Source organism: Methylomonas sp. 11b (assembly GCF_000515215.1).
In the GTDB taxonomy this organism is placed as follows: Bacteria; Pseudomonadota; Gammaproteobacteria; order Methylococcales; family Methylomonadaceae; genus Methylomonas.
This window is the reverse complement of the sequence record NZ_KI911557.1, coordinates 55748-68922: the sequence shown is the minus strand read 5'-3', so window position 1 is coordinate 68922 and position 13175 is coordinate 55748. Positions and strand designations below refer to the sequence as shown.

At 49.5% G+C, this 13175-nt stretch carries 12 protein-coding genes; 6 read left to right on the top strand and 6 right to left on the bottom strand.

The genetic code is table 11. The features are described 5' to 3' along the window. Positions 1-64 precede the first annotated feature (64 nt). Positions 65-931: a hypothetical protein gene (locus METH11B_RS0100330; protein ID WP_020481912.1), complete on the bottom strand. Its 867-nt coding sequence runs from the start codon at positions 929-931 to the stop codon at positions 65-67. Positions 932-1034: 103 nt separating this feature from the next. Here METH11B_RS0100330 and METH11B_RS0100325 point away from each other — a divergent pair, with 103 nt between their 5' ends. Next, positions 1035-1646, top strand: a complete 612-nt coding sequence (locus METH11B_RS0100325; protein WP_026600241.1) for a tetratricopeptide repeat protein — start codon at positions 1035-1037, stop codon at positions 1644-1646. A gap of 132 nt (positions 1647-1778) precedes the next feature. Here METH11B_RS0100325 and METH11B_RS0100320 read toward each other — a convergent pair whose 3' ends face one another. Genes METH11B_RS0100320 through METH11B_RS0100310 form a run of 3 tightly spaced genes read right to left on the bottom strand, consistent with a single transcriptional unit; the run spans position 1779 to position 4278 of the window. Continuing rightward, positions 1779-2978, bottom strand: coding sequence for a sensor domain-containing diguanylate cyclase (locus METH11B_RS0100320; RefSeq protein WP_026600240.1), 1200 nt, complete (start codon positions 2976-2978; stop codon positions 1779-1781). Next, entirely contained in the window at positions 2978-3847 is an 870-nt protein-coding gene (locus tag METH11B_RS0100315; RefSeq protein WP_026600239.1) for an HDOD domain-containing protein, read from the bottom strand. The genes METH11B_RS0100320 and METH11B_RS0100315 overlap by 1 nt, the downstream gene beginning before the upstream one ends. Further along, positions 3847-4278 carry a protein YgfX gene (locus tag METH11B_RS0100310; RefSeq protein ID WP_129871411.1) on the bottom strand — a complete coding sequence of 144 codons (432 nt, stop codon included), beginning with the start codon at positions 4276-4278 and terminating at the stop codon, positions 3847-3849. The genes METH11B_RS0100315 and METH11B_RS0100310 overlap by 1 nt, the downstream gene beginning before the upstream one ends. 77 nt (positions 4279-4355) lie before the next feature. On the opposite strand from METH11B_RS0100310, the gene ygfZ reads away from it, so the two are divergent. From ygfZ to METH11B_RS27470, 5 genes are all read left to right on the top strand, one after another. Further along, on the top strand, positions 4356-5309 hold the full coding sequence (ygfZ, locus tag METH11B_RS0100305) for a CAF17-like 4Fe-4S cluster assembly/insertion protein YgfZ (RefSeq protein ID WP_026600237.1): 954 nt from the start codon (positions 4356-4358) through the stop codon (positions 5307-5309). 14 nt (positions 5310-5323) lie between these two features. Continuing rightward, positions 5324-6166, top strand: a complete 843-nt coding sequence (locus tag METH11B_RS0100300) for an HDOD domain-containing protein (RefSeq protein WP_020481918.1) — start codon at positions 5324-5326, stop codon at positions 6164-6166. A gap of 13 nt (positions 6167-6179) precedes the next feature. Continuing rightward, positions 6180-7154, top strand: a complete 975-nt coding sequence (locus METH11B_RS0100295) for a COX15/CtaA family protein (protein WP_026600236.1) — start codon at positions 6180-6182, stop codon at positions 7152-7154. A 121-nt stretch (positions 7155-7275) separates the two neighbouring features. Next, positions 7276-9015 (top strand): DEAD/DEAH box helicase, encoded by a 1740-nt coding sequence (locus tag METH11B_RS0100290; RefSeq protein WP_026600235.1) that lies wholly within the window; start codon positions 7276-7278, stop codon positions 9013-9015. Between the two features lie 194 nt (positions 9016-9209). Next, a complete protein-coding gene (locus METH11B_RS27470; RefSeq protein ID WP_026600234.1) occupies positions 9210-10376 on the top strand; it encodes a DUF3466 family protein in 1167 nt (388 codons plus the stop codon). A 628-nt stretch (positions 10377-11004) separates the two neighbouring features. Here the strand turns inward: METH11B_RS27470 and METH11B_RS0100270 are convergent. Beyond that, positions 11005-11769, bottom strand: a complete 765-nt coding sequence (locus METH11B_RS0100270; RefSeq protein ID WP_026600233.1) for a hypothetical protein — start codon at positions 11767-11769, stop codon at positions 11005-11007. A 41-nt stretch (positions 11770-11810) separates the two neighbouring features. Beyond that, complete coding sequence (locus tag METH11B_RS0100265) at positions 11811-13160, bottom strand: hypothetical protein (protein ID WP_026600232.1); 1350 nt, start codon at positions 13158-13160, stop codon at positions 11811-11813. Positions 13161-13175: the final 15 nt, after the last annotated feature.

The window sequence follows — 13175 nt, the reverse complement described above, 5'->3', positions numbered from 1 at the left end:
ACGGATATGACCGCGCCGACACGAGGAGTAGCGCATCGTTTAAAGACGATGCGCTATCGGATTGTTACTTGACTTGCAAAACACCACCTTGACCGCTACCGCCACCGCCCTGTACTTCCTGCGCTTTATAGTTTCTGAGCGATTGGACCATATTGTTATAGGCATCAAAAAAGGCTGCCGCGGTAGCTATGCCTTCCGGGGTTCTGCTGTACATGCCTATGCTACCCCCGGCCGCGCCGGCAAAAAGTCCGCCCCAACCGCCAAACGCGCCGCCGCCCGAGGTACTCATATTGTTCGCGGTGGCACTACCTTGGGAAATGGCAATTTGTACGGTTGAACGAATATCGGTCAGTGTCAGTGCCACATCGGTAGTTCTCGTTTCCACGGCATGCGAAACCGCGCCGGCAATGGCGCCTAGACCGCCCAAACCGGCAGCACCTAATCCGGCACCGATTAATCCGGCCCCGATGGAGCCCCCTTGTCCGCCTGTCGATTCGTTAGCGACGATAATCTGCGGGTCAAGTAAATAGTCTGCGGCAACACGTTGGCCTTTGTGTTGTTTTGAACCTGACCGATATTCTCCGGAGTTTCTTTGTTGGTCGGTGATTCTATCCAGCATGGCGCTGGTGCTCATATTGCCAATACCGGTGATAATAAAACAATTGGATTGCTGTACTGCCAAGCGGATTAACGGATCAACTGTGGTTACACCTGATGCTCCCGAAAAACGGCCATCGCTGACCGCTAAGGTACCCAATGGGCTGGCGCAACGCTCCAAAGACTTATTGGCGTTGACGCTGGTCGCTCCGCCGGCAGAGCCAGAGACTAAATTTGAACTACCACCTGTCTGCAAGCCAGGCTGTTGCGCGCAGCCGGCAAAAGCAAAAACAGAGACCAGTAATGATAAATCTCGAATTGATTTAACGCTCATCCAAAAAACTCCAAAAAATTGCCGTTCAGTTAATGACGCCTAGCAAACTAAAAAATTCGAGCGATAATAGACCAAAACTTATGAAAAGAAAAAGGAAATACTCATGCATTCAAAAAAGCCTTTTTTGTCAACGCTATTTGTATTATTCGTAGCGTTTGGCCTTGTCGCGTGTACACATCAAGAGAAACAAGTTAAGTCAGACACCATCAGAATTTGCGACGAGAATGGCTGTGCGGATCGCCCGAAAGACTATGCCTCTTTTCAGCCGGAACCGGCGATGTCCGCTGAAGACGCTGCAAAAATCAAAGCACTTGAAGAGCTGGCCGCAAACGACCCGCGCGCCGCTTACGATTTGGCCCTGCGTTTCTTTAGAGCTGACGGTGTTCGCCAAGATACTTATAAGTCGATCAAATGGATGCGTGAATCCGCCGAGAAAGGCAACTTCGACGCGCAAAAAGCTTTGGGTAGGGTTTATCTGACGGGTCTCGGTGAAATGGGCTCCGATCCGGGCGAGGCTGAAAAATGGTTGTCCATTACCGCCAACAAAGGCGACAAAGAAGCAAGCAGTTTACTTAAAGAGGCAGTAAAAGCCCGCCAATCGGAGCAAGCCGATTACCAATGGCGGAGACGATGGCAACAGGTTTTTTACAACAACTGGTATTCCGGCTATCGCTACAATTGGTACTGGGGAACCGGGAGGTGGTATTTGTATTAATCTGAACAAACTCCGGTATTTGCTTAATTAAAAACCAAGTACCAGAATCGCAACGATCCCCCGTTTTACGCAAAGTGTAAAAATTCACAATTTTAGCTACGGAATCAGATTACGAATAACCTAAAAATGTTTTTAACCCTGATCTGAGCAGGCTTCGCCGAATACTATTGTTTTATCTCGGCCGCTGGCTTTAGCTTGATACAAGGCGGCATCGGCGTAATTAATCATTTGGTCAATGTCCGGCGTTTGTTCGGATTGAACCAAGTCGCCATTCAGGCAATACAAACCAATACTCAGGGTCAAATTAACCATCTCTTTATCGATAGACCATTCCAGAGCTTTAATTTCCTGACGAATACGTTCCGCGAATGTTTTACCGCTATCGCAACGGGTGTTGGTAAAAATCGCGACAAACTCCTCACCACCAAAACGCACCAGAATATCGGTATTGCGGACTTGTCGCTTTAACGCGTTAGCCACGCCGGTTAATACTTGATCGCCAAACAAATGGCCGAAGCGATCATTAATCACTTTGAAATGATCAATGTCCATCACCAGCAGACAAAAACTAGTTTTGTAGCGCTTATGATGAGCGATAACGACTTCGACTTGGTCGTAAAAATACCGCCGATTATGCAGGCCTGTTAATTGGTCATGCATGGACATACTGGCAAAATGATCTTTAAGTTGATTGGTTTCGGCGACCAAGCTCTCCAACTCGGCCGTCCTCAACGCAATTTGCTGTTCCATTTGCTGAACCAGGCGCCGAGTGGTGATCAACTGACCAAGCATGTTTTTATAGACTTCCAATAAACGAATATGCCAATCGCTGAAGTAATTTGCTTGCGGATGCGATACGTTTAAAACGCCAATCAGAGTGCGGTTGAAGGTAAAAACCGGCACGCTGATAATTGAGCCGGGCGATTGGTTCACGTTTCCAGTTTTTTCAAATCGCTTATCTTCATGACAATTTTGACAATGTTGCAAAACACCGGTCGCAGCGGCCGCACCGATCAAGCCTTCCCCGACTTTAAAGCGCAAAGGCCTATCAACATTTGGTTCAGTATTGCCCAACTCACGAACACTAATACCGGCGACATTGCTTAATAAGCCTTCACTATCCACGATAAAAAAAGAGCAGCGTTCCATGTCTTGATATTGGATAAGGCTTGCCAAAGCCTGTCTGATTAGGGCTTTTTCATCATCGACTTGATAGTCGATTTCGGACAGTTGTTTAACTGCGGACAGCGCATTGACGAGGTCGATCAGCAAATCTTGCATGCCGAAGCCCGCTAGTTTGGCATCTTGACTGTCTGCGCTGTGCTGATTCATCAATTCCCCATGATGGCTGCAAGTTTTTGCATAGCCGGCTGATTTTCGCCCAGTTGTTCGGCTAGCTCGCGTATATTTTCCAACGGTAACTTAATTTTCCGACATTCCGGCTCAAACTCTTGCAGATTAATCGATTCACCGGCAATCACGGCTGCACTTAATCGCTCACAAACCCTCAATAAAGTCAGCAAGGGCAGTTCTATACCGTCAAAATCCTTATTTTCATAATTTTGCAATAGAATCTGATACAAAGCCGGCAAATGCCATTTATGCAATAAAAAATGACCGATTTGATAATGGCTCTGCCCCATTTGTCGAGAAATTCCCTCACTCACCGGCAAGCGAGTTCTTTTGCTCTCGACAAAAACCTCATACAGCTCTTCGGGCTGCAAATAGCCGAGCACCAATACGCCGATATTGAGCAGCAATCCGCCGGAATAAATAGTCGATGGCGTAAACTCGCGCAATTGTGGAATTTCGGCTGCCAATTTTTGCGCGGATACCGCCGTTGTTAATGAGCGTATCCAAAAATACTCGGCGTCGAATCCTTGGCATTTACGCGTATCAAATTGAACATTAAAAATAATTGCCATTGCCAGGGCTTTTACTAAATCCAGGCCCAGGACCTGAAAAATGGCGGTACGAATGTCTGAGACATTACGGCCTCGGGCAAAGTAGGCCGAATTCGCTAATCCAAGCAATCTGGCGACCAAACCAGGCGATAAAGATAAGGCATCCGCCAGCTTTTCTATGGGTATGTCCGGCGTGTTAATGGCACCCAGAATTCGCAGACTCGCCTCGGGCAAAACCGGCAAGTTTTTCAGCGAACTCATCTGCAATTCAATTGTTTGCTTTACACCGGCATTCATCAACCATGACCATGACCTGAAATAATTAAACAAACCGAGAGTTTGCGGTAATCGTTGTTACTCATTGCATCTTTGGGAATTATCATCGATTGACGCCTCCCTTTATCATGCACCCAATGCAGCGCGATTAGTAATCCGGTTACCACAGTTGATGCTTGAATCTCGATAGACTGGTAATGGTCGCCACTTCCCAGCAGCGACCATCCATGCTGAGGAGTATAGCGCAGATATGCGCCGCCAATTTTGCCGGATGCCATATTGCTTCGCCAACTCAAAAATACCGCCATCGTTAGCAAGCATTGGTAAGGCATCGGCAGCGCGTTTAGCCAACATGCCGCCAGCGTCACCGCGTGGATGGCGCTAACGATGAATGTCAGCGCCCGTGAGCGCCCCACTGTAAAATTCATGCTCTGTTCAAGATTTTTCGACACAATCGCCGCACCTTTTTCGAGCTAAGGTAAACTACCCTGCTAAATTATGTTCACGTATTCCTACAAACCTTACCGCCATGCTTGAAGACCGGACAGTTCACACAAACGCTTTTAGCGAACCCAATGCACTTGCTTTATCCAGAAAAGTATTCGCATCCACCGGCCTGAGCCTCATAGAAGTTAGCGGTCAGGATGCCGCAAAACTCTTACAAGGCCAGCTAACATGCAACATTAACGATTTATCGGCAGCGCAAGCCAGTATAGCTGGATTCTGCAACGCCAAAGGCCGGGTCATCAGTACGCTATTGGTGGTTAAATCGCTGGAATCTTTTTACCTGATACTACCTGCGGACTTACTCGACACCGTGTTAAAAAAATTGCGGATGTACGTGCTGCGAGCCGATGCAAAATTGCATGATCAAACCGGAAACATGCATATCCTGGGCATATCGGGTCTTTCGCCTGAATTTGACGTTCCGACAGACAATTTCGCAATCGGGCAAATACCGTTAACGACCATTAAGTTGCCCGGCGCGCCGCGCCATCTGCTATTGGGTACGTCTGATCAGATCGATGAATTTACCGGATTACTGTTTAGCCGATACGCTTTCGAATCCGGCTGCCTGGACGAGTGGCGCTATCAGGACATCTCCACTGCCCTGCCCTGGTTTGATATTAGCCAATCCGAACAACATATTCCGCAGATGTTGGGTATTGACCAGCTTGGCGGCATCAGTTTCAGTAAAGGCTGTTACACAGGCCAGGAAATCGTGGCCCGCAGTCACTATTTGGGCAAAGTCAAACGCGCCTTGTTTATTGCCGAATGCCGTCAATCAGCAAGCGACGTCATTAACGGCTGTAAGGTGTTGGACGGCATTTCTCAGCAAAATATGGGGTGCGTACTGACGAACGCGGTCTGGACCGGAATAAACCGTGCGCTGTTGGTCCTGCAAATAGTTGATGGACTGCCAAAAAACCTTATACTTGATGACGACTATCGTACGCCTATCGCGATAATTTCGGATCAATAGCGGAAATTCAATCCATGCAATTCAAATCTGTTCAAGACTTTTTAGTCCATGTGCAAGCGGAACTAGACGCCAACCGATTAATCCTGCCTACCTTGCCGGATGTCGCCATCAAAGTCCGCGACGCTGTCAGTAAAGGTGATGCCACCGCGCAAAGCCTGGCCGAGATCATCGCAACCGACGCCGCTATTTCCGCCCGTTTGATACAAGTGGCCAACAGCCCCTTGTATCGCGGCACCATGGAAATCAAGAATATTCAAATGGCCGTAACCCGGCTCGGCAACAACACCATTCGCACGCTGATTACCAGCTTGATCATGCAGCAAATGTTCACGCCTACCACGGCGCTACTGGAAGGCTATTTCCGCAGCACCTGGGAGCAAGGCGTCAATGTCTCGGCGATCAGCCGGGCTTTGGCTGCTTTCGTGCCTCATTTAAACGCCGATGAAGCCATGCTGGCCGGGCTGATCCATCAAATCGGTAAATTACCAATATTGACACTGGTCGAGAAAATTCCAGAGTTTAGAGACAGCCCGTCCCGATTAGACAAGCTGCTGGAGAAAGCCCACCCGCATGTCGGCAAACTGATCATGAACACCTGGAATTTCCCGGAAGAACTTAAATTGGTGCCTTCCGAATATGTAGATTTTCAGCGCGACTCAGGCTCTAAAGCCGATTATGTCGACTTGGTGCAAGTCGCTTTTCTGCAAAGCATCGCCGGCACCGATCACCCCGCCTGCCGCGTCGATTGGAACACCGTACCGGCCTTTGTTAAATTGGGCATCCAGCCCGATACCGAAATTTTGGAAATTGAAGGAGTCTCGGAAGAGATCGAGCTTGCCCATTCAATGTTCCTTTGAGACATAACAACACATGATAGACGCCCACGACGCCGCCCGGTTTCGCCGTTTAGGCACACTAACCATCTTTGCTGTGTATTTCGTGATTCTGGTTGGAGGCATTGTCCGCGCCTCTGGTGCCGGCATGGGCTGTCCGGACTGGCCGACCTGCTTCGGACAATGGGTGCCACCGACTCACGAGTCGCAATTGCCGGCCAATTACCATGAAATTTATGCGGCGCGCGGTTACGAAAGCACCGCCTTCAATCCGGTAAAAACCTGGACCGAATACACGAATCGTCTGGTCGGCGTGACTATCGGTTTTCTGATTTTTCTGACGGCCTGGACCTCCAGGGTTTATCTGAAAGCCGATAAAGCAATTTTTTATTTAGCGTTATCAGTTTTTTTACTGGTTGGGTTTCAAGGTTGGCTGGGTTCGGCCGTGGTGGCAAGCAACCTGAAGCCATTAATGATAACCCTGCACATGCTGCTGGCCCTGTTTATCGTCGCGCTACTCATATACGCTATCGCCAGATCGCAAAAACCGCTGCTGCAAGCCATAGACAGCCATTGGCTGACACCGCGTTTTGCTTTGGTTTTAAAAATTGCCATGGCCATGACCTTACTGCAAGTGGCAATGGGAACCCAAGTCAGGGAAGCGGTCGATTACATCGCTCATGAGCACAGCTACATCGACAGGCAGTATTGGCGCGATAGTTTTCCGATCATTTTTTATATTCACCGGTCTTTTTCATCGCTGATTTTGTTCACCAACCTCTGGCTGGCCTGGAAAATTTATCAGCAAGCCGACAAACATAGCCTGCTGTTGCGCACCGCCTATGTGTTAATGGGATTGATCGTTACCGCCATTTTGGCCGGCGTCAGCCTCGACAGACTGGGTTTTCCAGCCGTTGCTCAACCAGTACATCTATTGATGGCTAATCTGATTTTTAGCGCGCAATTTTTCATCTTTATTTGCTTAAATTACTCTTCCAGAAAAGCAAGCTAGACAAGCCAGGATTTTACGGTAATTATCAATAAGTTAAGCAATATCGAGCCAAGTTGCGATACAATGCCGGGCATAGCTAGCCCATGGCCGGCAACTCTCTTTTTTTCTACAGGTATTATTAATGTCCGACACCCCCTCCTCCGCCACGCCTTCCTTTAAAGATTTATCGCTTTCAGACCCTATTCTCAAAGCCCTGGAAAGTGTCGGTTACGAAACCCCGTCCCCTATTCAAGCACAGATTATTCCGTTCGTGATGGCTGGCCGCGATGTGTTGGGCCAAGCACAAACCGGCACAGGCAAAACTGCCGCATTCGCCTTGCCGATTTTGTCGCGCATTAACCTCAATCAAAAAGACCCGCAAGCTTTGGTGCTAGCCCCGACCCGCGAGTTAGCGATACAGGTTGCCGAGGCGTTTCAAAGTTATGCCGCACATATCAAAGGCTTTCACGTATTACCGATCTACGGCGGCCAGGATTACACCAGCCAGTTGCGCCAATTGAGTCGCGGCGCGCATGTCGTGGTCGGTACACCGGGACGGGTCATGGACCACATGCGTCGCGGCACGCTGAAACTAGACCAACTGACTACTTTGGTATTGGACGAAGCCGACGAAATGTTGCGGATGGGTTTCATCGACGATGTCGAGTGGATTCTGGAACAAACCCCGTCCACGCGCCAAACTGCACTGTTCTCGGCAACCATGCCGACTGAAATTCGCAAAATTGCGCAGAAATACCTGAACAACCCCGAACAAGTGACCATCAAGGTCAAAACCGCCACCGCCGCCAATATTCGCCAACGCTATTGGTTTGTCAGTGGCGTGCACAAAATGGATGCCCTGACCCGGATTCTGGAAGCGGAAAACTTCGACGGCATGATTATCTTCGTCAGAACCAAAACCGCCACCATCGAAGTAGCCGAAAAACTGGAAGCGCGCGGTTTTTCCGCCTCGGCCATCAACGGCGACATGTCGCAAGCCCTGCGCGAACGCGCTATCGACAACCTAAAAAGCGGCAAACTGGATATTCTGATCGCCACGGACGTCGCCGCTCGCGGCCTTGACGTTGATCGTATTACCCACGTCGTCAATTACGACATTCCTTACGACACCGAATCTTATATACATCGTATCGGCCGTACCGGTCGCGCCGGCCGCACCGGCGATGCGATTTTGTTCGTCTCGCCACGGGAAAAACGTCTGTTGGCCAACATTGAGCAAGCCACCAAACAAAAAGTCGAAGAAATGCAACTGCCTTCCACCGACTTTATTAACAACGCGCGCATCAACCGTTTCAAACAGCGGATTACCGACACCCTGGCCGGCGAAGAACTCAGCTTTTATAACCAATTAATCAACCAATATCAGGTCGAGCACAACGTACCGGCGCTCGACGTTGCGGCAGCCTTGGCAAAATTGTTACAAGGCGATACGCCTTTGTTGATGAAAGAACCGAGCAAGAAGCCACGCAAAGACGCGGAAGAAAAAGGCCGTCCGGATCGTGGTGACCGTGGCCCGAGGCGCGAAAAAGGCCGGGCCGGCGCTGTGGACATGGAAACTTTCCGCATCGAAGTGGGCCATGCCGACGGGGTGAAACCCGGCAATATAGTCGGCGCCATCGCCAACGAAACCGGTATAGACGGCGATCACATCGCCCGCATCAAAATCGAGGAACACTACAGCACCGTAGAGTTGCCTGCCGGCATGCCCAAAGACTTGTTCCAGGCGTTGAAAAAAGTCCGGGTAGTCGGTAAACCTTTGGATATTTCCAAATTCGACCCGGCTTTGGTAAAAAAAGACAAAAGCAAAAAACGAGTCGGTTCACCGTCAAGACGCGGCAAAAACAAAGACCAGGCCGAATAACTGATTTGTAATCAGCCGGTCGCGGGTTCGAGTCCCATCGCCAGCTCCATATATATCAAAGGCTTAGGTGTTTTTCACCTAGGCCTTTTTTATTTTGAGTCACCATAGAGTCACCACGCGAAATAGAAACAGGTGGTAATTGATAGGTGTGCCATCGGTCAGAAACTCAATTTGAATAATCAAGGAAGTGCGCAATGCCGACATTCAAACAAGCTGCTATTACAGTTTTTTTCTGCTGCTCATTTCTTGCTAATTTGGCGCATGGTGGCGTGGTCTACAACATTACGGACCTAGGAACACTACCAGGTAGGTGCTGTGATTTGGCCAGCTATGGTCTCGCCGTGAATGATTCTGGGCAAGTAACAGGCTTAGCAACCACCGCCACCTCTACAGGTCAATTTGGATTTGTTGATCCGCAACCGCTTGCTTTTGTCTCGAACTCCAGCGGATCAATGACAGGACTTGGTTTTTTGGCCCAACCCTATAGCTACGGTCACGACATCAATAACCTAGGACAAGTGACGGGTTATTCGGTTGGGTTCGGCGGTGGACCTCGTGCTTTTATAGCTGAGAAAGATCAGTCAATGATTGATTTAGGTGTGCTGCCAGGGGGAAGTAGTAGCGTTGGAAACAGCATAAATGATGCCGGACAGATTACTGGCTGGGCTGATGTGGCTGATGGCTCACGTCATGCATTCATCTCTGATGCTCCAGGGCAAATGATGGATATAGGGCTGTTGGCTGGGTATGATAATTCGGAAGCGAAAGCGATTAATGCGTCTGGACAAATAACTGGATCAGCTTTCAACTGGGTTGGAACGTCACATGCTTTTGTTTCTGAATCGAATGGTTCATTGGTCGATTTAGGCACGCTTGGTGGAGACAGTAGCGCTGCCTTTGGTATAAACGACCTTGGCTTGGTTGTCGGTAGCTCAGCAAAGTCCGATGGCGAAACTCACGCTTTTGTAACCGACGATAGCAAGAAAATGATTGATCTAGGTGTTTTATTCAATGGGTCATTCAGTGTGGGTTACGGTATCAATAACATTGGTCAAATCGTAGGTGTTGCAGATGACGCTAATGGAAAAAACCGTGCCTTCATATTCGACAATGGGGTGATGAAAGATTTAAATACCCTGTTGATGGCAAATTTCCTCGGGTGGGATCTGCTAGATGCTAGAGGGATTAACTCTATTGGTCAAATTGCAGGTACAGGCGTTTACAACGGAAAGACTCGTGCATATTTGCTCACTCCTACCTTAGACCCAGAACAAACCATCCCCGAGCCAAACATCCTTTTGCTATTTCTAACTGGTTTTTGTTTGCTGGCGTTCAATCGGGCTCGAAGGGTAGGTCAATGACTAGCTTATGTGACCGTTCCTAATCCGCGTCCGGCGAGAACCCTATAATCGTCCCAAACTGCCAATACTCCTCTTCCGCAGACGCCGGAAAAATCCCCGCCGTTGCCGGTTATCCCCCAACCCTCAATGGGGGATTGCCGGAAAGCGCCACCGATCCAGCCAAGCCGAGCCGATATACTTCATTTGCGTTTGTGGTGGCGATCACAGCGCAATCTTGCTAGTTCATGAAGCAGGGATGCTGCCGGCGGTCTGGGTGAGACTGCCGGCTTTTTTGTGGCTGATGAATTTTTGATGGTACAATTTTTTCAAGTTGGCAACTGGCTAAACCGGAAGGATTAGTTCCCCGGTCGTTGGAAGTAGTTGCAAGAAAAGGCTGCGATTCGTCGTGGCCTTTGCTTTTTGTGGCCGATTGTATCGATTGGGCTTTTGGGCTATATTCAAACCGTCGGCAATCCCAGCTTTGGTAGCTGGGGTAGTTGTCGACGCAGAAGCGGCTATGGAGCTATCCAAACCGCTTCTGTATTTTCTGCCTCATCAAATACAATTGAAACCCCTTTATTATCAATATCATCCAGATTTGGATCATCTCTTAATCCTGGGACAATCTTCCCTGGTTGCCTCCTAAATGTTATTTGACAACCGCAAGCTTTGGCGGGGCCCGCTTAGCCACAGTCTCGCCGTTCGGTCCCGCTTCCAGGTAATACCTCGCCAATGGTCGCCCCGTCGCCTCGATACAGATGTCGTCCAGTATTTTGTCAGCCGATTCCCGCAGCGCTTTGTTGTTCATCATTTCCCGAATAATGACCGCAGTCGAGCACTCGTGAAGGATGCACCCGTCACTTATAGAATCACCAACATTGGCGCCATCTTCAACATGATGCACAACCAAGTGCATAAGGCCTTTCACACCATCCTCGGCTAAGGCTTTTTCTACATGAACATGGCTTGTCGATAGAATCGCCGCGTAGTCATGCGCCGTTGCGGTTCCATATCGGTCAAACAGCTCCATTAAGCCAAAAATAACATCCTGAATGCCTTTCGCCGGGTATTCGGCCAGTAGTTCTTTACGGCACTCAATCCGCTCCGTAAGAACACCTTTCATGTGCTCAAAGAACGGATTGCCGGTATTAACTCGTATCTCACGCGAAAATCGATTAATGTCATGATGTATCGCGGCCTTGACTTTGCTTATTCTTCGGTAAACACGCTTGAATTTGAATAGCTCGTTTGCCAATCGTCTTTGTTCTAGCCTGGCTAAATCAGGCGTGTACTTGGCAAAATCTTCCGGATCCCAGCCAGCAAGCCTAAGCGTTTCAATTGAGCACCAATCGCACGTTAACGGGCAGTCTTTGCCGAAATCAGAAATGTATTGTGCATACTCAGTTTCCGACATAACTGTTGCTGGCTTGCCGCACTCGCAGATAGATTTATGCGTCACTGCACACCCACACCAGGAAAGGCGACATTAAACTGTCTGGCTTTGGCAGCGGCTTTTTCCAGGACATAATCAGTAAAGCTCTTACCGTTGTAGTCGCTTTGCATATTGTGAAAGTAACGCGCGGCATTCTTAAAAGCCTCGAAACCTTCCTCTGGATCACGAATCCCTTCCCTCGCCATAAAAGAGGTTAACGCCGCCAGACCATTGATGAACAGGTAACGATCAGAGGGCAGGGCAGACGCCTTGGCCCGAATATCGATACCCACTAGTGGTACGTTCCATTCCAGCGCCAGTAAAGACTCCCAGACCGGATGCAACGGCCAACGCGATTTTGAACTGTCGGATGGATTCGGGATGGTCAATTGCAACCAAGAACCTAACGAATACCGCCATAGCGCGCTGATTTTGGCTAACAAGGTTTCGACCGTACCGGCACCCATTTCCACCAACACCGAGCGCTTGAACTGAAATTCCAAACGCCAGACCGTGGCCTCACCATCCCAACCTTTATCGGCCCATAGTTTTCGCAGGTAGTCTTTCTTAGACTCTTCAAGCTCCTTGGTCTTGTCATACAACCGAGCCGACAAATCGCCGCCCAGGCCGAAGGAATAGCCGGTAAAGTTTCGGCTAATGGTATGCGTCGAAATCCGCTTGGCCCGGCTTACCCATGCCTCTATCGGGATCTCGGCGAAAGGATAAGCGCAGACGAAATCGACGAACACATCCGCCCGGCTGACATTTGCTTGAATCTGTATCTCATCGAAGCAACCGAATTGCTCGATAATCACATCCAGCTCGGCCACCGCATCCAAAACACCGCGATGAACCAGCCAGTCGCTTTTGATCTGCACATAAGCCAATGGGGTTTGCTTGGCGCCCATCCCCGATAAGCTGATCCTAAAGGCATTATCGGACAGGATATAAGAGAATAACCCCGAGCCTTTGCTGTGAACCTCGAAGATATGCCCAGGCACCTTATAAACCGCCTCAGCTTGCTCCAATTCAATCACTGAACGCGCTTGCTCTTTGAGTATGTGCAGCTCCAAGGACTTGCTGAAACTCAAGTCACCGGGATAAGACAAATAGAGACGATCAATCCCGGAGCGCAGCACGAGAACGGGATAATCATCCCCGGTAATGCAGTTTGCGGGTGCTGTGTTACTAGGGGGCGCACCCGAAGCCCTGGCGACCTCCACGGCCATACCGGCCTCAGTGTGGCCACCGCTTCGCGCGGTTTGCGGCTGACCGCCGCAATCCCGCGTCTCGCCGGTGGCTGCATTTAGGGCGGATGGGTCGATTTGTGCGGCAGGGCATGCGGTATCGTGCTGAGTATTTTGATCGTACATAAAGAAATATCTCCG